The sequence below is a fragment of the Pseudomonas sp. SLFW genome (genome assembly GCF_009905615.1).
In the GTDB taxonomy this organism is placed as follows: Bacteria; Pseudomonadota; Gammaproteobacteria; order Pseudomonadales; family Pseudomonadaceae; genus Aquipseudomonas; species Aquipseudomonas bambusae.
Genome location: NZ_JAAAKW010000012.1, coordinates 144,873 through 164,513, shown reverse-complemented (window position 1 = coordinate 164,513; position 19,641 = coordinate 144,873). Strand labels below are relative to the sequence as shown.

Sequence of the window (19,641 nt, the reverse complement as noted above, 5' to 3'; positions counted from 1 at the left end):
TGGGCTCTGAGATGTGTATACGAGCCAGGTGCAGGGGTGTTGGGGGCGGTGATGTTATTTCCAGCATTCAGCGGTGGTTGGGGTTTTGGTTCCTGCCTGATCAATTGTCATCGTGCCGCATGTGTCATTGGTTTGCGTGCCTTGCGGCGCAATCTGCAAGGTATAAGTCGTTGAAGAGGATGAAGCCGTCACGAAGGTGAGCTGGTATTTCGCGTTCGTGGAGTTCAATACCGTGGTTTTATCGTCGGCCACTAGCCCGATCGTTTTGAGCGTCGCGCCAGCGTACGTGTTGTTCTGAGCGTAAAACCGCTCGGTCCTCGCCACCGCATCGTTAAGCATGGCAAGCCCTTCGGACCGATACCCCCGCTGTACGTATTTGGTGTACGACGGATAGGCGATAGCTGCCAGGATTCCGACGATAGCAACGGTAATCATCAGCTCTATCAGGGTAAAACCGCGCTGTTTTGAAGAACTATTAGTCATAATCCATCGTTTCTTATGGTGAAGGAATCACACGCCAGGTTTGGCGGCCGTTGTACTGAAAGCCGGTAAACATATCGATAGCGCTGCTCGCGCCATCACTGCGGTACATCGTAGAAAGCCCCGACGGTCCGACTCCGGAGATGATGCTGAACCCTCCTGCAACGGTATCGAATCCGGCGATGATAGTGCCGCCCACAGTGTCTCCACTGTCAATGACGCCATTGCGATTGAAGTCAAAGACGGAGTACGGATTCAACCCGCCAGTATTAGGGTCCAGACTTAGTGTCTTACCCTGAACACCCGCTTCGCAGACACCAGAGATGGGAGTGCGCGTGGTAACCGATAACACGCTACCCTTGATTACCAACGGGTCTACCACTCGCTCACCCGTCGCCGCAGTGCCTGTTTGCAAGTCAAGGTACCAACCGTACTTGCTGGCCCAGTCGACACCATTACGAGTGATCGTCCGCAAGTTAGTCGCGGTGCCAATAGTGCCGTTGACAGCAGATACAGTCTGGGCCTGTAAGCTGGCTCTGCTCAACGGTTTACTCGCAGTCGCTCCCGCAGGCGTGGTTGCTGTTTGCCCTTGGTTCAGCGGATCCCAGATACCGTAGACCGACTGAAGATCGGTGGTGGACTTGTCACCTGACGTGAAGTAACGGCCTGTTCCGAAAATCACCAGGGCGCCATCGCTCGTGGGATGAGGTGCAACCAACGGCTGAGTGGTGATCGACTGAGCTGCTGCGCCTGCAGTGGGTGCGGCCGCGGTGAATAAAGGTTTGCCACTGAACGAAACTTTATAGCTGCTCGCCGACGTGTCCTCTGTCAACGAACCTGGTTTGATCAGATCGAAGCGCCAGAGATTACCCAGCAGATCCCCCGCGTACGCGTAGTCCGCGATACCGTCTGAATTCGTATCGAGGATGACAGGGGTGGAAAGGCCATTATCGACCTTAGGATCGCTGTCGGGCACCTTGAGTTTGGCAATTTGAACCCCTGTCTGCGCATTAAGGATAAATAGACTGGCGTTGCCGTTATTACCGTTGTATCCGCTGCCAAACACTGCGCCCCATTCACCGGAGTGCAGTTTTACGATGGAGGGCGTCGAGAACGTGTACCCCAGGTCCGTGTCGGACTGGGCTGTAAACTCCCAAAGCAGTTTGATACTGTCCGGGTCGGTCACGTCAAGCGCAAATACCTCTTTACCACCTGCGCCGAGCGTGCCAATCAGTACGGTATGCCAGCTTGTGTCACTTTTGAAGTAGACGTCCGATGTGACCATGCTGCCATCAACAAAGAAACGGTGCTGGGAGGAGTCAGTGTTGTACGTTTTATTCGTTAATGCGGGGAGGTTTTCCACGACGGCAGAAGGAATGAAGGCAAACGTCTCTGCGCCAGTGGCGGCGTCAAATGCATGCAGCATACCGTCGTTGGCACCGACATAGACTTGCGGGCGTCGGCTGCTCGCTTTGGTCTGAAAAGCTGCGTAACTGGTGGCCCCGCTCAAAAAGTCTCCCATCGTTGTAATGAAGGTAGATGAGTCGACCACCAGAGGGGCGGAATCTACGATATCCCCCAGCAGTTTGAAGCGTCTACGGAAAGTACTCCCTTCCAGAGAGCGGTCACCCCTGAGGAATGATACCTGGCTACTGGAGAGCAATCCGTTAGCCGTGGTTGTCGTTGAAGAGTTCTGCCAGTTTTTACTTGCGAAGCTGCGATTGGCAAGGTTGGCGTAGCTAAAGTCCACCAAGTCGTTTCCGGCGGCGTTGGCTATCTTGATATTCCGTTTGTCCGCCGTCGGAACGTTATCCGCAGCCGTCCACTCCAGTGTGGTGCCTCTGGTGTTATTGGTTGAATCATAGGTGCTTGTCGATTTGGTAAGGTCGCCACTCCAGAGAGTGACGTTGAAACTTCCGTTGTACGTGACAGCTGAGCCGGAGTTGGATAGCGGTGCAGCAGATGGCGGCGCTACAGAGCTGTTTTTTTGCAGAATCTGGCTGAACGCTGCCTGCAATTGAGCTTTGAGCGTTGAGGCACTGCTCACAAGGAAGTAATTGTCAGGTGTACCGGCTTTGTTCGAGTCCCATTGGCCCGCAACGGGTACGCTGTCTTTTGTATTATTTTTATCGCCGAATCCACCCCATTTAGCGGCATACCAGAGGGGGTCCAAAAGGTTCGTCACTGATCGTGAAGAGGACGGCGTGAAGTTACGAGTCTTGAAAGTCGCGCCGTTCACCACGGTGCTGCCCGATTTCATGCCAGGGAGCAGTGTGCCTGTACCTGTGCAACCCGCCGAACAGGAGTTTGGCAACTGACTGTTTGGAGTATCCAATGCGTAATGCTGGTTTCCGCTGCCTCCGCCCGTAACCTCCAGGTAGATACCGTCTTGCGTCGTGCCGGAAATGGTGTAGCCCATGTGCGATTCGTATCCCGCTTGGGCATAAACCGTTTCCAGCCTGACATCCAGTGTGTCGACTGTTCCTGTTTTAACGACAGACACGGTATAGAGCACAATGGCGTCCATGTCGTAGTCGCCGCCTTGTCCGCTGTCGTCGAACACGACGCGGAAGACAGCCTGGGCGCGCCCCCCGTTCACGTTGGGATTAGCAGGTTGTCCCGGCATGTTGTAAAGGGAGTCGATATAAAAGCCAGTGATCTGCTCGGTGACGCCATTTGTATTGACCACCTTGCCATAAGGCAGGACTGTGATCGTGCCGCTTCCCACGGGCATTTGGATACGAGGAAGTGTTGAGGACAGTGCGATTGAGAACGTCTGGACTTTCTGGCTACCCAGCGAAGTAATGGGGTAGGTGTTTCCAAAGTAGGCGACTGCACCCGCGTTGAACGTGCCCTGTTTGGCGGGCTCTTCTGGCAGGCCGCGAATGTTGCCAAAGCTGGAAGCGCTCTTGGCGGTTGGCGCCAGGTCGTCATAGGTCGGGTTTGGTAGAAGCGGGTTGGTGCCGCTGTCATAGCTGCTTGGCGTCTGCCCGATGTTTATGTTTTTGTTTCCAGCACCGACGTCACTGTTCCAGATCTTTTGTCCAAGCGTACCGGCCTTGAAGTCTTGCAAAACAGGGGTAGCGGACGGGGGGCTGACGGTAGGGTATGCACTGCCCGGGAGATCAGAATCGTAGGTAGGGTTGATGTCGCTAAACAGCGTCATGAACGGCTTGGAGCAGCTGGGATAAGTCGGGTTGGTTGCGTTTTGGTCTGGAGTCGCAGAATAGGGGTCGAACCAGCTGCTCAGGCCGCTGAGACCCAAGGTTCCATCGCTCAGCCCTGACAAATATCCGGAAGTGGGTGGAACTGCCTTACCGTCACTGCCCACTCCGCTGAAATAGCGAAGGGTTTCGAACATCATTTCGGCCAACGGGTTACCCCAATCTTGGCAAGTGCCATTCGTGATGGAGTTACCTTGTGTCGAGCACGCCCCTTTTGAAATCTTCAGGTTATCGAGCGTGCCAATAATCCCGCCCTTGGTGTAGCCGGAGCCTACAGAGTTTTTCGTGCCGAAGATGCCAGTCGATGTATCGACTTCGTTGGCAAAACTGCTGATAGCCTTGCGAACCGCGCCGCCCTGAAGGTTGTTCGAGTAGGTGCCTGTCATCAAGCCAAAGTACATCTGGTTCCCTTCACCGTAATCGTGAAGGATGCCGGTCGGCTTGTAGTTGCCATTAGGGTAAAGCTTGCAGTTGCTCTCCAAGGGTATTTTTTTATCGGAGGTGTCTTTTTTGCACACTTCGACCCGAACGATGAAGTCCTGTATCTGACTGGTGAGATCGACTTCCTTGAACGCCGTGTCATTCGCCTTGGCGCCACCCTGAGTCACCTCTCGCGAAACCCAGCCGGATATTCGAAGGTTGGCAACGCTTGGGACAACTCGCAGGAGTGGTCCGGTCGACGTCGACTGCGTGTTATTGGCGAACAGTGCCCGACTGCCAGTGGGGGGATTGGAAAACGGCGTGTAGTCATTCAAGTTGTAGCCATCAGCGTCGGCGCTTGAACCGTTGTATTCCTTACCCCATGTGTGAGCGTCGGTCGGAATGTAGGCGCGCTCCAGGATGGTCTGGCTGCTCGTATCGGTGCTCCGATAACCGCCGTACAGTACTTTTCGCAATGCATCGGCACGCGAGGTGGTCAGGTAGTTGAGGTAGTTCCCGCTCCATGCCCCGGCCTTGCCTGTGCACTTTTTAGTGTTGCCGGCGGCGTCGGAAACCACTATATCGGCAGCGCTGAAATAAGAACCGCCGTAGCTGTAGCACACATTGGAGTCGAAGTAGCCCAGATAAGTAATCGAAGGCTTGTAGCGAATTTCAATTGAGCCGTCGCCGTCCAGATCGGACGCATCGTTATACGCAGGAAAAAACAATTTGTGGTCGCGCCCCACGATCAACATGTTCAGCGGCGGCACTGAGTCGTTGACGAATAACGGAACTTGCGCGGGCACTTGGCTCACGGCTGCCTGAGCCGAAGGGCTGGACAGGCCCAAAGCTGCCATCAAGGCTGCAACCAGCTTCACTGCGTTGGCCGACTTCTTGACGGCCAGGGACTGGCGAATGTTCATTAGTAATACCGTGCAATGACAGTGCGCAGGATGACGCGTTGATCGGTTGTGTTCTCGGTGCAATAACTGGTGGCCGACGCGCATGCATTGATTTCGTAGTGGTGCGGACCGCAACCCATGGCAGCACAAGTACCTTGGCTGTAACCCACCAGGTTGCCCAGATCGACTACATACCATTGCACCTTGACGTCGTAGTTGGTCACCAGCTTGGTCGTATTTGTGCCGTTATCGGCTGTTCCGAAACGTGTGACGGTGTCTTTGCCATCGGTTACCGCCAGATCTTTCAGGCTCCAGCGCAAGCACGATGTCTTGATACAGGCGGCATCGAGGGAGGGCGCTTTGGTTGTGCTGATACTGTTTTCGCCGATCCTTAAAGCACCTTCCGCCGCATTGAACAGCGTTTTCTGATTTTTAAGATTGCCAGTGATGCGTGACTCCAGCGATACACCGCGCATGCTGGACAGCGCCAGCAGGGTGATGATCAACAGCATCATGATCGCAACGAGCAATGTTGCCCCGGCTTGATGGCAGCGGATTGTCGCCGGTGCACTCCCCATAAAAAGTCTCATTGCATCTGATTCCTGATCATGGTCGTACCCTGGACGATCTGGTAGATCTGATTGGTCTCAACGGGGCTTGAGCCAAATCTGTTTTTCCACTCCGTTAAGGCTTGTGATGCAGCCGCTGTGTCTCTCAGAGAAGAACTCCCGGGGCTCATCATCAGAATCGTGTAGCGCACTGCGCCAATCGTCCCGCCCGGCGTCGTGCTATAGCCGCTGACTGTCTTGAGATCTGACTGGCCCGAGCCATAGTCGAAATTCAACGCCGCGACTCCTGTCACCAATTGTTGAGGCGTGCTTCCCGATGAACACAGGATTGAGCTGCTCCCTGAGTCGTACGAAATCTTCTCAACGACAATTGGGTTGTTCTGACCGTAAGGGGTAATGATCGTGTCTTGGTCTCCGCCTGCGAGGGCCGTGCCCTGGCAATTCACATCGCCTTTGTTGGCCGCCTGGTAGCGAATGCACAGTGCGTTCGCGCCTGCAGCGACCACCGCTGCACCTTCGGGAAAGGTGCAGCCTTGCCCGGAGCCAGCAGGGAAGGTTCTGATCGGCTTGCTGCGGTAGCCAGCCTTGGAGAGCTCCTGGTTCAGCAGTGCCAGCGCAAAGCGACTGTTTTCCTGATTACCCATCTGGCCTTGTTGGAACAGATAGCTCTTCTGATTGTTAATGAAGATCTGCGTCACGCCCAGAATCAGAATCAAGCCGATCACCATCGCGACCATCAGCTCGATGAGTGACAGGCCGCGTTGTGTGCCGCGCGAGGGGGATAAGTTGGCACTACATCTCATGGCAGACGGGTCCTGATGCGGTAGGTACACGTTGTATTCGTACCCGATACGTCCTTGTCCATGCACTCGGCTGCATTTTTCACAGTCCAGGCCAGTTGAATTTCGATTTCACTGTTGGCGGCAGTACCGCACGCGGAAGTGTCGCGAGGGGAAGCGCTGCGACAAATATAAAAAGAAGTATTAAGCAGTTTGTCGGCACCTGGTAATGCGCGGCTTGCTTGGTCTTGCCAGCATCCGATTTGACCCGCGAGTGTCGCCGGTGTTGGATTGCAACTACCCGGCTTGGCCGGAAAGTCGGAGCCAGGCGCAGTCACGCAACTGTTCGCCGTAGTACAGCTGCCAGACGTGCGAATGATGTCCACCAAATCATCCGCTAGCATCATGGCGGTATTCCGCTGCACCGAGTCTTGTGTGTACGGAATGGCCTTACTTTGTAGACCCACCATGCCCAGAACGCCGATTGCCGTGATGAGCAGACTTACCAGCACTTCGATCAGGCTGAATCCGGCGCTACGACGGGGAAGGAAAGCGTTCATCAGCATCCTCCCGGTTTGGCCGTGACCGGAGGGTTCACGCGTCCACTGCTCAACAACGTCACATACTGCGCTGCGACAGCGGTGTCGGTCGGGTAGAGCACCTGAAAGCAAGCCGTCGTCGACGCCGTGCCAGTCGGGGAGAAGTAGAGACTGTTAACGGTTGAGTTGATGGTGGTCCCAGCCTGAAGTCCCGTTGAGCCAACTTGCCTTAGCTTGGTGCCTTTTCCATCTGATCCCAATGCCACGATGATGTTGGTCGTGCCTGTAGCAGCACTTATATTCACGAAAGTGCCTCGGGTAACCGCCTCGGCCCGGGCGTACTGCAGCAAATCATAGAATTCGTCGGAGGCAGCTCTGACGCTGTTGCGATGCAGCACTCCTGAAAAACTCGGCACCGCAATCGCAGCAAAAATCCCCATGATCACAACGACCACCATCAATTCGATCAAGGTAAACCCGCCGCTTTTGCCCCCAAGAGGACCTTGCCAGCTGCGACGCGAATTCGGGCGCGTAATGCCAGAGCTGAAATCCATCGAGGAAATTCCATTTTTCGTTTGAAATATGGTGATACTACTCAGGTTCGAAGTCGCTATGTAGTGGATGGTCGGAGATATTCGGCGGACCAGTGGCACGGTGGTGTTTTCGAGCTTTTGTGGAGTCGGTTTGTCTGCACCATGGCAGGCGGAAACCGGCGTTTATTTTCTCTTGATGATCGGGTTCTGCATGTCCGGGCAACACGTGGTAATCGTCGGTGGCGGTGTCATTGGTCTATTGACTGCCTTCAATCTCGCCGCCAAGGCGCAAAGCGTCGTGGTGCTGGAGCGGGCTGGGGTTGGGCAGGAGTCTTCGTGGGCGGGTGGCGGCATCGTTTCGCCGCTTTATCCCTGGCGCTACAGTCCGGCAGTGACGGCGCTGGCGCATTGGTCTCAGGATTTTTATCCACGTCTGGCCGAGCGCCTGTTGGCGGCCACCGGCATCGACCCGGAAGTCCACATGACCGGCCTGTACTGGCTGGACCTGGACGACGAGCCGCAAGCGCTTGAGTGGGCGCAACGCTTGAACCGGCCTCTGCGCCCGGTGGACATCTCGGCGGTCTACGATGCGGTGCCGGTGATGGGCGGCGGATACTCACGCGCCATTCACATGGCCGACATCGCCAACGTGCGCAATCCTCGGCTGGTGAAGTCACTCAAAGCCGCTTTGCAGGCGCTGCCTAACGTGACGATCCATGAGCAATGCGAAGTCAGCGATTTCGTGCGCGATGCCGACCGGATCATCGGCGTGAGCACCTCTGCAGGCGATATCCTGGGTGATAGCGTGGTCTTGGCGGCAGGCGCCTGGAGCGGCGATCTGCTGGGCAAGCTCGATCTGGAGCTGCCTGTTGAACCTGTGAAAGGCCAGATGATTTTGTACAAATGCGACGCGGATTTTCTGCCGAGCATGATCCTTGCCAAAGGCCGCTACGCGATCCCCCGCCGCGACGGGCATATCCTGATCGGCAGCACGCTGGAATACGAAGGCTACGACAAGACGCCGACCAGCACCGCGCTCGAAAGTCTTAAAGCCTCGGCGGTGGAGTTGATCCCGGCCTTGGCCGACGCTGAAGTAGTGGGGCATTGGGCGGGCCTGCGACCGGGCTCGCCGGAGGGCATCCCGTTCATTGGGCGAGTGCCGAATCATGAAGGGCTGTGGCTGAACTGCGGGCATTTCCGCAACGGCCTGGTGCTGGCGCCTGCATCGTGTCAGCTGCTGGCCGACTTGCTGACGGGCAATGCGCCGATCATTGATCCTGCGCCATATGCGCCTGAGGGACGCCTGTCCCGCTAACCTTTTCACGACAGTTGTTGCATCAAGAACGATCATTCCCACGTTGGGAATGATCGGACCCAATTTGGGACCTTTCTCAGCGTTACTCCAACCCCAGCTTCTTCAATCGATACCGCATCGACCTGAACGTCAGGTTCAACCGCTGCGCCGCTGCCGTTCTGTTCCAGCGCGTCTCTTCCAGCGCCTGAAGGATGAGCTTGCGTTCGATGCTTTCCAGGTAGTCTTCCAGATTGTCGATGTCGGCGAGGCTCGGGCCGTCTTGTTCCGAGGTGCTGAGCGGCTCGGCGAGGCGCAGGTCGTCGGCGTTGATCTGGTCGTTTTCGCAAAGGGTGTAAGCCCGTTCGAGCATGTTTTCCAGTTCGCGGACGTTGCCGGGAAAGCGATAGCCCTTGAGTGCGGCCAATGCGTGGGGCGTCAGCCGGACAGGGGTCTGGTCGGCATTCTCGGCGAGGCGGCGCAAAACGTTATTGGCGATGTCTTCAATGTCTTCGCGGCGTTCGCGCAGTGGGGGGACGCGCAGTTCGATGACGTTGAGGCGGTAGTAGAGGTCCTGTCGGAAACGCTGGGCCGCTACTTCGACGCTGAGGTCTTTGTGGGTGGCGCACAGAACGCGAACATCCACCACTTGTTCCTGCTGGCCCCCGACCGGGCGTACGGATTTTTCCTGGATCGCGCGCAGCAGCTTGACCTGCATGGCCAATGGCAAGTCAGCCACTTCGTCCAGAAACAAGGTGCCGCCGTTGGCCACCTGAAACAGTCCCGGCTTGTCTTCGTGGGCGCCAGTGAAGCTGCCTTTTCGATGGCCGAAGAATTCGCTTTCCATCAATTCGCTTGGAATCGCGCCGCAGTTGACCGGCACGAACGGCTTGTCGATGCGCGGGCCTTGTTCATGGATCAGGCGCGCCACCAGTTCTTTACCGCTGCCGGATTCGCCGCTGATGTAAATCGGCGCCTGACTGCGTGCCAGCTTGCTGATCTGTTTGCGCAGCGCCTGCATCGGCGGGGAAGTGCCAAGCAGTCGGTTGTCGATGCTGTTTTCATTGAGCGGCGATTTGTGCAGACGCAACGCGCTGCCCACCAGTTCGCGCAGTCGTCCCAAATCCACGGGTTTGGTGAGGAAGTCGAAGGCACCGGCCTTGAGCGCATGAATCGCGGTGTCGAGGCTGCCGAAAGCGGTGATCATCGCCACGGGAACCTGCGCGTGACGTTTCTGAATGTGTTGCACGAGTTCCAGGCCGTTGCCGTCGGGCAGGCGCATGTCGGTCAGGCACAGGTCGAAGGGCTCGCGGGCCAACCAGTCTTGTGCTTCCTTGACGTTCCGCGCGCTGCGGGTGTCCAGTTTCATCCGGCCCAGCGTGATTTCCAGCAGTTCACGAATGTCGGGCTCGTCATCGACGATCAGGATTTTTTGCCGTTGGCTCATGTTCAACTCAATTTGAACGGATGGGCGAAGGTGACCCGCATACAACTGCCGCCACCTTCCCGTGGTGTGTAATCCAGGTTCGCCTGATTGCTTTCGCACAATTCTCGCGAAAGGTACAGCCCCAGCCCCGTGCCTTTGCTTTCCGTGGTGAAAAACGGCTCGAAGATTTTCGACAGGTGCTCGGCCGCGACGCCGGGGCCATCGTCCAGCACTTCAAGGCTTGGCAGGTCGCTGTGGGCATCATGAAACAGCCTCAGCCAGACCTGCGCACGCTCATGCAATTGGCCGCTGTAGCGCAGGCCGTTCTGCACGAGGTTGGTCATGACCTGCTGGAGTTGTTCGGCGTCCATGCGGGTAGTGAGGGTGCCGAAACCGATCTCGACATGCAGGGACTGATCGGTCGGCAGTCGACTGCGGAAGTCGGCGACGAAGTGTTCGAGCCACTGCCGGAGGTCGAGCAGGTGCGGTTCGGTCTGACGTCGGCGGGACAGCTGCAAGACGTTCTCGATCACCAGATTCATCCGTCGCGATTGATCTTGAATGATCTGACTGAGACGCCGGTCCGGCGCCGCCAGTTCCTCGGATTCATGCAGCAGCTGGGCAGCGTGGCTGATCGCGCCCAGGGGGTTGCGAATTTCATGGGCAATGCCAGCCGTCAGCCGACCCAGGGCGGCGAGCTTGAGTTGCTGGGCCTGCTGGGATATTTGCGAAAGATCGTCGAGAAACACCAGGGTGTGGCGCTGGTGCCCGCGAGTCAGGGCGATGAAGCCGGGGCGCAACACGGGGCCGATGGCCGACGTGGTCATGCTGCGCGGGATCATCGACGAGTTGATTTGCCATTGCCGCAGCCGCTCCACCAGTTGGGGCGAGTACAGATCGATGGCCTCCCCCAGCAGGCGCTCGTGACCCAACAACGTGAGCGCGCTGTGATTGGCCAGCAGCACCTTGTGATCGGCATCCAGCACCAGAATGCCCGTGCGCATGCGTTCAAGGATCAGCGCGTTGAGCTCTTCAAGGTTGTCGACATCGGCGGCACGTTGTTCGGCGATGTCTTCGCTTACCTGCAAGCGTCTGGCCAGGGTCTGCACCAACAGGGCCGCCGCGAAACACAGCGCACCCAGGGAGCCGGCCTGAACGAAGTGATTGGCGGCAGCAGGCTTGTGATAGCTGATGTAAAAGGTCAGGTAAATGATGCCAATCGCGGAAATGGCGGCGATCAGCAGGCCTGTGCGCTTGCGCAGCAAGACATTACTGATCGCGACCGACGCGACGATCAGGTTGCCAATTCCACTCGGCGCGCCACCGCCCGCGTAGAACAGCGCGCAGAGCATGATCGCGTCGGTCGTGGCCAGGGTGAACAGTTGCCCTTGACGGGTCGGTCGTTCAAGCAGCACGACCACCAGGATGTTGAACACCAGATACAGCCAGCAGCCGGTGCGAAACAGCTCGATATCCGCCAGCTCCAGCAGTTCGGCGTCCAGGCTGCTGGAAATCAGCAGCACCAGCAGGATGCCAATGCTCAGGCGATAGAGGTGATACAACCGCAGGATACGTTGGGCCTGAGGGGTGGCCAGCGAAAGGGTTTCAGCGGTCACGGGCGGCAGGGCCCTGAAGCCGATGCGCTTCGGTGCAATACCATTGCTGACCTTGGCTCAACGCGCGATCGCGAGGAACGTGAACGCCACATTGCGCGCAACGCACCATCGGCGCCGCGTCGATTTCAGGCGCGGCGGGTTTCGGGCGAGGGGCCGGACCTTTGGTCAAGCGTTTGAAGAACCAGATCGCCGCCATGATCAGGGCGACCCACATAATCAAGCGAATCATGTTTACCAGCTTAGTCAGTGAAGATGTCGCAGTGTAGCCAAGGCGCTGGCGGGCGCACAGTGAGCAACACCGTTCCAGTGTGTCGGAAATGAAAAAGAGGTCCCGTAGGACCTCTCTTTGTGTGACGCAAACGCCGCGACTGAATCAGTCGAACAAGCCAAAGGTCATGTAGCTGAAGATCGAGCGGCTTTTCGGGGTGCCGTCATCGTCAGTATTTTTCTTCTCTTCGCTCTGGTTCTCAGGCAACAGCTCTGGCGGAATGGCGTCCTTCGCGTCCTGGTACTGCTTGATCACGTCCTGGTTGGCGCGGGTCTCTCCCGGTGGCAGCGGCGGACGGCTTTCGATCAGGCCCAGCGTTGCTTTCGACAGCCACGAACGGTTGTCCGGATCGGGGGTGCGAGCGCTGAATTTGCCATCGGCCAGCTGTGGGTGGTCCGGGTAGTTGGCTTTCAGGACTTGCAGGCTGGTGTCGGCCAGATCGTCCAGGTGCAGGCGCTGATAGCCTTCGACCATCACCGCCAGGCCGTCGCCGACCGATGGGGTTTCCTGGAAGTTTTCCACCACGTAGCGGCCACGGTTCACCGCAGCGACGTACGCTTGACGAGTCAGGTAGTAGTCGGCCACGTGGATTTCATAGGCGGCCAGCAGGTTGCGCAGATAAATCATGCGCTGCTTGGCGTCCGGCGCGTAGCGGCTGTTCGGGTAGCGGCTGGTCAGCTGGGCGAACTCGTTGTAAGAGTCGCGAGCGGCGCCAGGGTCGCGCTTGGTCTGGTCCAGCGGCAGGAAGCGCGCAATGATGCCCACGTCCTGGTCGAACGAGGTCAGGCCTTTCAGGTAGTAGGCGTAGTCGACGTTCGGGTGCTGCGGGTGCAGACGAATGAAGCGCTCGGCGGCGGATTTCGCAGCCTCGGGCTCACCATTCTTATAGTTGGCGTAGATCAGTTCCAGCTGGGCCTGGTCGGCATAACGACCAAACGGGTAGCGGGATTCCAGCGCCTTGAGTTTTTCGCTCGCGCTGTTGTAGCTGTTGTTGTCCAGATCGGCCTGCGCCTGCTGGTACAGCTCGACTTCGCTGAGGTTTTCGTCGATGACTTCTTTCTTCGAAGAACAGGCAGCGGTAAGTCCGAGGATGGCTATCAGCAGCAGGTGTTTCACTTGCATGGCGGCTTGCGTCCCTATAACGGCCTGCTGTCTTGCGCAGGACCGTCCTGTTATGATGGGCGCCCCGTGGAACCCCCGGGACAAAAGACGCCGTATTTAACCACAAGCGCACAGCCGAAACCAAAGGCCAGTGCCACCTCCTAGTTTGAGCATGTCTGAGATCATTGAACTTCGCGCAGAGGTGCCGTCCGAATTGGGCGGTCAACGCCTCGACCAAGTCGCCGCCCAACTCTTCGCCGAGCATTCGCGCTCGCGCCTTTCCGCCTGGATCAAAGACGGCCGCCTGACTGTGGACGGAGGCGTACTGCGCCCGCGTGACATCGTGCATGGCGGCGCCGAACTGGTCCTCAAGGCCGAGCAAGAGGCCCAAGGTGAATGGGTGGCCCAGGACATCGAACTGGACATCGTCTATGAAGACGACCAGATTCTGGTGATCAACAAACCGGCCGGGCTGGTTGTGCACCCGGCGGCAGGCCATGCCGACGGCACCCTGCTCAACGCGCTGCTGCACCATGTGCCGGACATCATCAATGTCCCGCGTGCGGGCATCGTGCACCGTCTGGACAAGGACACCACCGGTTTGATGGTGGTGGCCAAGACCATTCAGGCACAGACCCAACTGGTCACCCAATTGCAGAAGCGCTCGGTCAGCCGGATCTACGAGTGCATCGTGATCGGCGTGGTCACCGCTGGCGGCAAGATCAACGCCCCGATCGGGCGCCATGGCCAGCAGCGTCAGCGCATGGCCGTGATGGAAGGCGGCAAGCCTGCGGTCAGTCACTACCGCGTGCTGGAGCGTTTCCGGTCCCACACCCACGTGCGGGTCAAGCTGGAAACCGGCCGTACTCACCAGATTCGCGTGCACATGGCGCACATCAACTTCCCGTTGGTGGGCGATCCGGCCTACGGCGGTCGCTTCCGCATTCCGCCAGCGGCCAGCCAGACCATGGTTGAATCGTTGAAGCATTTCCCGCGTCAGGCCCTGCACGCGCGCTTCCTGGAGCTGGATCATCCGACAACCGGTCAGCGCATGGGCTGGGAGTCGCCACTGCCAGAGGACTTCAACTGGCTGCTGTCGCTGTTGAAGCAGGATCGTGAGGCGTTCATCGGATGAGTGAGTTCGTGGCGGACTGGCTGATTCCCGACTGGCCTGCGCCGGTGGGGATAAAAGCGTGCGTCACCACTCGATCGGGCGGCGTCAGCGTGGCGCCGTTCGACAGTTTCAACCTTGGGGATCATGTCGATGACGATCCTGATGCCGTTGCGCAGAATCGTTCGACACTCACGACCGCTTTGAACATCCAGCCCGCATGGCTCAAGCAAGTGCATGGCATCAACGTGGTCGAGGCTTCGGCTGCTCATGTGATGCAAGCGGATGCCAGCTGGAGCAAGACGCCAGGTATCGCCTGCACGATCATGACGGCTGACTGCCTGCCTGCGCTGTTTTGTAATCGACAGGGTACGCAAGTTGCGGCGGTCCATGCGGGTTGGCGCGGCTTGGCGGCGGGTGTGCTGGAAGCGGCGGTCGACAGTTTCGTCGATGCGCCTGCTGACATCCTTGTCTGGCTAGGGCCAGCCATCGGTCCTCAAGCGTTCGAGGTCGGCCCGGAAGTGCGCGAAGCCTTTATGGCGTCGCACCCCGAAACGGCCGAAGCCTTCGTGCCGAGCGTCAACGACGGCAAGTTCATGGCCGACATCTACCAACTGGCGCGCCTGCGTTTGGCGGCCCATGGTGTGACGGCGGTGTATGGCGGCGGGTTGTCGACCTACAACGACGAGCGTTTTTTCTCCTATCGTCGCGGCGCACGCACAGGTCGGTTTGCGTCGTTGGTGTGGATCGAATCTCTGCCGTCTGCCTGACTCACCTCTGATTCATTCTGTGGGAGCGAATTTATTCGCGATAAGGTTGTATGGCCTACGCATCTCCGTTGCCTGACCGACCTTCGCGAATAAATTCGCTCCCACAGGTTTTGTATTCCAGTCCGACCATCTTCGATTTCCTCTCCTAAACCCTTCTCGCCAGCTAATGTTGTTCTGTGTCAAGCGCCCGCCGCTTGAATCCTGTTAAATCGGCCACATCTAAGGGCTATCTGGCAGGTTTTCTTTATTAAGGTGTGTTCATTGCTCCGGCCTGCCCATTAGGAAGGTGACCAATGCGTATTGACCGTTTAACCAGCAAACTTCAGCTCGCTTTATCCGATTCCCAATCGTTGGCGGTGGGCATGGACCATCCCGCCATCGAGCCCGCGCACTTGATGCAGGCGTTGCTCGAACAGCAGGGTGGTTCGATCAAACCCCTGCTGCTGCAAGTCGGCTTCGACATCAACAGCCTGCGCAAGGCGTTGAGCAAAGAACTCGACCAACTGCCGAAAATTCAAAACCCGACGGGCGACGTGAACATGTCGCAGGACTTGGCGCGTCTGCTCAATCAAGCGGACCGTCTGGCCCAACAGAAAGGTGATCAGTTCATTTCCAGCGAACTGGTACTGCTCGCCGCAATGGACGAAAACAGCAAGCTCGGCAAGTTGCTGCTTGGCCAGGGCGTGAGCAAAAAAGCGTTGGAAAACGCCATCAGCAACCTGCGCGGCGGTGATGCGGTCAACGACCCGAATGCCGAAGAGTCGCGTCAGGCGCTGGATAAATTCACCGTCGATCTGACCAAGCGCGCCGAAGAAGGCAAGCTCGATCCTGTCATTGGGCGTGACGACGAAATTCGCCGGACCATTCAGGTCCTGCAACGTCGCACCAAGAACAACCCGGTGCTGATCGGCGAGCCAGGCGTGGGTAAAACCGCGATTGCCGAAGGTCTCGCTCAACGCATCATCAACGGCGAGGTGCCGGATGGCCTGCGTGGCAAGCGTTTGCTGTCGCTCGACATGGGCGCGCTGATTGCCGGTGCCAAATTTCGCGGCGAGTTCGAAGAGCGCCTGAAAGCCGTACTGAACGAGCTGTCCAAGCAGGAAGGCCAGATCATTCTGTTCATCGACGAGCTGCACACCATGGTCGGTGCGGGCAAGGCCGAGGGCTCGATGGACGCCGGCAACATGCTCAAGCCAGCGTTGGCGCGAGGCGAGTTGCACTGCGTGGGCGCGACGACCCTCAACGAATACCGCCAATATATAGAGAAGGATGCGGCCCTCGAACGGCGCTTCCAGAAAGTGTTGGTGGATGAGCCGAGCGAAGAAGACACCATCGCGATCCTGCGCGGCCTGAAAGAGCGCTACGAGGTTCACCATAAAGTGGCGATCACCGACGGCGCGATCATCGCGGCGGCCAAGCTCAGTCACCGTTACATCACGGATCGTCAGTTGCCCGACAAAGCCATTGACCTGATCGACGAAGCCGCCAGCCGCATTCGCATGGAAATCGACTCCAAGCCCGAAGTGCTGGATCGCCTGGAGCGCCGCCTGATTCAGCTGAAGGTTGAGTCTCAGGCACTGAAGAAGGAAGACGATGACGCCGCGATCAAGCGTCTGGAAAAACTTCAGGAAGAGATCGTCCGACTGGAGCGCGAGTACGCTGATCTCGAAGAAATCTGGACCTCCGAAAAAGCCGAGGTCACCGGTTCTGCGCAGATTCAGCAGAAGATCGAGCAGTCGCGTCAGGAACTGGAAGCCGCGCGTCGTCGGGGCGATCTCAACCGTATGGCTGAATTGCAATACGGCGTGATTCCCGATCTGGAACGCAGCCTGCAAATGGTCGATCAGCACGGCAAGCCGGAAAACCAGCTCCTGCGCAGCAAAGTAACCGAGGAAGAAATCGCCGAGGTCGTGTCGAAGTGGACCGGGATTCCCGTGTCGAAAATGCTCGAAGGCGAGCGCGACAAGCTGCTGAAAATGGAAAGCCTGCTGCACCAGCGCGTGATCGGGCAGAACGAAGCGGTGGTGGCCGTGGCCAATGCCGTGCGGCGGTCGCGCGCCGGGTTGTCTGACCCGAATCGCCCAAGCGGCTCGTTCATGTTCCTCGGCCCGACCGGCGTGGGTAAGACCGAACTGTGCAAGGCGTTGGCCGAGTTCCTGTTCGACACCGAAGAGGCAATGGTCCGCATCGATATGTCCGAGTTCATGGAGAAACATTCCGTGGCTCGCCTCATTGGTGCGCCACCGGGCTACGTCGGCTATGAAGAGGGCGGCTACCTGACCGAGGCTGTGCGTCGCAAGCCGTATTCGGTGATCCTGCTGGACGAAGTCGAGAAGGCCCATCCGGATGTTTTCAACATCCTGCTGCAGGTGCTGGAAGACGGACGCCTGACCGACAGCCACGGTCGCACTGTCGATTTCCGCAACACGGTGATCGTCATGACCTCCAACCTGGGGTCGGCGCGCATTCAGGAGTTGGTGGGTGACCGCGAGGCGCAACGTGCGGCGGTGATGGACGCCATCAGCACGCACTTCCGTCCGGAGTTCATCAACCGGGTCGACGAGGTGGTGATTTTCGAGCCGTTGGGTCATGACCAGATTGCCGGTATCACCGACATTCAGCTTGGCCGCCTGCGTCAGCGTCTGGCAGAGCGCGACCTGAGCCTGGAGTTGACGCCGGAAGCCCTGGAGAAACTGATCGCGGTCGGTTACGACCCGGTGTATGGCGCACGGCCACTGAAGCGTGCGATTCAGCGCTGGATCGAAAACCCGCTGGCTCAGTTGATCCTGTCCGGAGGTTTCATGCCAGGCACCAGCATCAAGGGCACGGTGGAGAACGACGAAATCGCATTCGTCTGATCGCCTGTTTCTATATAGAAGGGGATCGGAGGGCGCGCCAAGAGGTGCGCCCTTTTTCATGCGCGCCCGGAAACAGGCTCGATCCCGCGATTTTCGGCCCTCGAAGGCCTTCTCGAAAAAAAGTCGCAAATCATTGTCTTAAAAGCAATTTAGAGGGTTGACACCTGTTTCTGGGAATGTAGAATAGCGCGCCTCAGAGACGTGAACGCAGCGATGCAGACAGGTCGAAGAGGCTGAAAATGCAGTAGATTCAGGGTTGTAGATGCGAGATTCGTTTCGCAAAGAAGTACTGAATTTGTTGTGTCGAAGCGCGTCAAATGCTGCATCTGAAATTGAAATTCCGTGATAGCTCAGTCGGTAGAGCAAATGACTGTTAATCATTGGGTCCCAGGTTCGAGTCCTGGTCACGGAGCCAATTTCCAGAGGTAGTACCGTCGGGGTATAGCGCAGTCCGGTAGCGCGCCTGCTTTGGGAGCAGGATGTCAGGAGTTCGAATCCCCTTACCCCGACCATTTTTTGGGTCGTTAGCTCAGTTGGTAGAGCAGTTGGCTTTTAACCAATTGGTCGTAGGTTCGAATCCCACACGACCCACCATTTTTGGCCTGGCTTCATCGGGTTGAATCTTAGGGAGTGACGTCAGTTACGTCACCCGCTTCAGGAACACCTTACGGGGTGTTTCTCTGTTTCATCGGGGTATAGCGCAGTCCGGTAGCGCGCCTGCTTTGGGAGCAGGATGTCAGGAGTTCGAATCCCCTTACCCCGACCATTTTCGCCCCAGCAGTACCCGGGCAGAAAATACAGGCTCTGGCGTCATTCGCGTCTAGCCAACAAAAAAGCGTCCTTCGGGGCGCTTTTTTCGTTTCTGGCATTCCTGTTTCCCTCTCCATTCTTGATGACGAAGCATCATCTGATGATGGCGGCTGAATGGCCGATTTGAGCGCTTGTACGTTTACGCTATATGAAAATATATACAGCGATCGGTATCATGGGCGCTCGTGTGACGTTGGGTGATCAAGGCCCTCGCTCATGTTGAAAAGTGCGACGTGGATCGTCTGCGCCCTGCACACACCTCATAGAGAGACTGAGCCATGAGGCCGAACCCTAACGAGCGCATTTACCCCTACACCGCCTGGGTGCTAACCCGGAGCTTTACTGTGCTTGAAGTCGAGCTCGCGGGTCCGACGGCTGACGGGCAGTACGAGCGAACGATCAAGGGCAAGTGGTACGCCCCAGACACACTTTTTGAGTCTCACGAGGCTGCGGTGGAAGCGGGACGTGCTCGTATTGACACGGCCCGCGCAGAAATTGCTCGCCGGGCTGCAGTGCTGGAAGAAAAGAGCGCGCTGCTCGATAAGATGTCCGGTCGCTGATCGTTGTCTGCCGCAGGCCTGGCGCAATGTCAGGCCAGGTTCGACATAAAGTCGATCGCTCTTGCAGCCCATCATATAAGTTCAGATTGATTACGCCCCGGGCGATGAGTGGCAATAAGCTGCTCTTGAATTTGTATGAGAGGGCGTAGCATACAAAGTGGCTTAATGTTTTTTAAATACCTAAGCCAAAATGCGTCTCTGCTTATCTATCTGATTTATCGAGGAATTTATATAGTTTTTATTCATGTTTGTAATGCGCGTGAAACACTGCACACGAAAGTATTAATGCTATTTAAATACTGTCCCGCTTTGACATGAACTTGCTGGTCAACTAAATCTAACTGCGGACGCGGTGAGGATTCGCTTTTGTTGTTATGGGAAAGG

General features: G+C 57.4%; 15 protein-coding genes and 4 tRNA genes. 9 read left to right on the top strand and 10 right to left on the bottom strand.

Annotated features, from left to right (window positions below; translation table 11 throughout):
• Nucleotides 1-54 precede the first annotated feature (54 nt).
• Genes GVN17_RS20830 through GVN17_RS20805 form a run of 6 tightly spaced genes read right to left on the bottom strand, consistent with a single transcriptional unit; the run spans nucleotide 55 to nucleotide 7,467 of the window.
• The gene (locus tag GVN17_RS20830; RefSeq protein WP_166597130.1) at nucleotides 55-483 is read right to left on the bottom strand and encodes a type IV pilin protein; all 429 of its coding nucleotides are present in this window, start codon (nucleotides 481-483) and stop codon (nucleotides 55-57) included.
• Between the two features lie 13 nt (nucleotides 484-496).
• A complete protein-coding gene (locus tag GVN17_RS20825) occupies nucleotides 497-5,047 on the bottom strand; it encodes a pilus assembly protein (RefSeq protein ID WP_256665330.1) in 4,551 nt (1,516 codons plus the stop codon).
• A complete protein-coding gene (locus GVN17_RS20820; RefSeq protein WP_256665329.1) occupies nucleotides 5,047-5,616 on the bottom strand; it encodes a PilX N-terminal domain-containing pilus assembly protein in 570 nt (189 codons plus the stop codon). Before GVN17_RS20820 ends, GVN17_RS20825 begins: the two co-directional genes overlap by 1 nt.
• Nucleotides 5,613-6,398: a PilW family protein gene (locus GVN17_RS20815; protein WP_166597129.1), complete on the bottom strand. Its 786-nt coding sequence runs from the start codon at nucleotides 6,396-6,398 to the stop codon at nucleotides 5,613-5,615. Before GVN17_RS20815 ends, GVN17_RS20820 begins: the two co-directional genes overlap by 4 nt.
• Complete coding sequence (pilV, locus tag GVN17_RS20810; protein WP_166597128.1) at nucleotides 6,395-6,934, bottom strand: type IV pilus modification protein PilV; 540 nt, start codon at nucleotides 6,932-6,934, stop codon at nucleotides 6,395-6,397. The genes GVN17_RS20815 and pilV overlap by 4 nt, the downstream gene beginning before the upstream one ends.
• Nucleotides 6,934-7,467, bottom strand: a complete 534-nt coding sequence (locus GVN17_RS20805) for a GspH/FimT family pseudopilin (RefSeq protein ID WP_166597127.1) — start codon at nucleotides 7,465-7,467, stop codon at nucleotides 6,934-6,936. Before GVN17_RS20805 ends, pilV begins: the two co-directional genes overlap by 1 nt.
• 190 nt (nucleotides 7,468-7,657) lie before the next feature.
• Between GVN17_RS20805 and thiO the strand changes: the two genes are divergently transcribed.
• Nucleotides 7,658-8,761: a glycine oxidase ThiO gene (gene thiO / locus GVN17_RS20800; RefSeq protein WP_166597140.1), complete on the top strand. Its 1,104-nt coding sequence runs from the start codon at nucleotides 7,658-7,660 to the stop codon at nucleotides 8,759-8,761.
• 82 nt (nucleotides 8,762-8,843) lie between these two features.
• Here the strand turns inward: thiO and GVN17_RS20795 are convergent, their stop codons facing one another.
• The 4 genes from GVN17_RS20795 to GVN17_RS20780 all read right to left on the bottom strand — a co-directional run bounded on the left by GVN17_RS20795 (nucleotide 8,844) and on the right by GVN17_RS20780 (nucleotide 13,169).
• Nucleotides 8,844-10,184, bottom strand: a complete 1,341-nt coding sequence (locus GVN17_RS20795; protein WP_166597126.1) for a sigma-54 dependent transcriptional regulator — start codon at nucleotides 10,182-10,184, stop codon at nucleotides 8,844-8,846.
• A 2-nt stretch (nucleotides 10,185-10,186) separates the two neighbouring features.
• Nucleotides 10,187-11,779: an ATP-binding protein gene (locus tag GVN17_RS20790; protein ID WP_166597125.1), complete on the bottom strand. Its 1,593-nt coding sequence runs from the start codon at nucleotides 11,777-11,779 to the stop codon at nucleotides 10,187-10,189.
• Nucleotides 11,769-12,008 (bottom strand): PP0621 family protein, encoded by a 240-nt coding sequence (locus GVN17_RS20785; protein ID WP_256665328.1) that lies wholly within the window; start codon nucleotides 12,006-12,008, stop codon nucleotides 11,769-11,771. Before GVN17_RS20785 ends, GVN17_RS20790 begins: the two co-directional genes overlap by 11 nt.
• 144 nt (nucleotides 12,009-12,152) lie before the next feature.
• Nucleotides 12,153-13,169, bottom strand: coding sequence for an outer membrane protein assembly factor BamD (locus GVN17_RS20780; protein ID WP_166597124.1), 1,017 nt, complete (start codon nucleotides 13,167-13,169; stop codon nucleotides 12,153-12,155).
• A gap of 151 nt (nucleotides 13,170-13,320) precedes the next feature.
• On the opposite strand from GVN17_RS20780, the gene rluD reads away from it, so the two are divergent.
• From rluD to GVN17_RS20740, 8 genes are all read left to right on the top strand, one after another.
• The gene (gene rluD, locus GVN17_RS20775; RefSeq protein WP_166597123.1) at nucleotides 13,321-14,283 is read left to right on the top strand and encodes a 23S rRNA pseudouridine(1911/1915/1917) synthase RluD; all 963 of its coding nucleotides are present in this window, start codon (nucleotides 13,321-13,323) and stop codon (nucleotides 14,281-14,283) included.
• An 8-nt stretch (nucleotides 14,284-14,291) separates the two neighbouring features.
• On the top strand, nucleotides 14,292-15,029 hold the full coding sequence (gene pgeF, locus GVN17_RS20770; RefSeq protein ID WP_166597138.1) for a peptidoglycan editing factor PgeF: 738 nt from the start codon (nucleotides 14,292-14,294) through the stop codon (nucleotides 15,027-15,029).
• 293 nt (nucleotides 15,030-15,322) lie between these two features.
• Nucleotides 15,323-17,887, top strand: coding sequence for an ATP-dependent chaperone ClpB (gene clpB / locus GVN17_RS20765; RefSeq protein ID WP_166597122.1), 2,565 nt, complete (start codon nucleotides 15,323-15,325; stop codon nucleotides 17,885-17,887).
• A 339-nt stretch (nucleotides 17,888-18,226) separates the two neighbouring features.
• Nucleotides 18,227-18,302 (top strand) — tRNA-Asn (locus tag GVN17_RS20760).
• 20 nt (nucleotides 18,303-18,322) lie between these two features.
• A tRNA-Pro gene (locus tag GVN17_RS20755) sits at nucleotides 18,323-18,399 on the top strand.
• 6 nt (nucleotides 18,400-18,405) lie between these two features.
• A tRNA-Lys gene (locus GVN17_RS20750) sits at nucleotides 18,406-18,481 on the top strand.
• A gap of 95 nt (nucleotides 18,482-18,576) precedes the next feature.
• Nucleotides 18,577-18,653, top strand: a tRNA-Pro gene (locus GVN17_RS20745).
• Nucleotides 18,654-19,041: 388 nt separating this feature from the next.
• The gene (locus tag GVN17_RS20740; protein WP_166597121.1) at nucleotides 19,042-19,257 is read left to right on the top strand and encodes a hypothetical protein; all 216 of its coding nucleotides are present in this window, start codon (nucleotides 19,042-19,044) and stop codon (nucleotides 19,255-19,257) included.
• The last annotated feature ends 384 nt before the right edge of the window (nucleotides 19,258-19,641 follow it).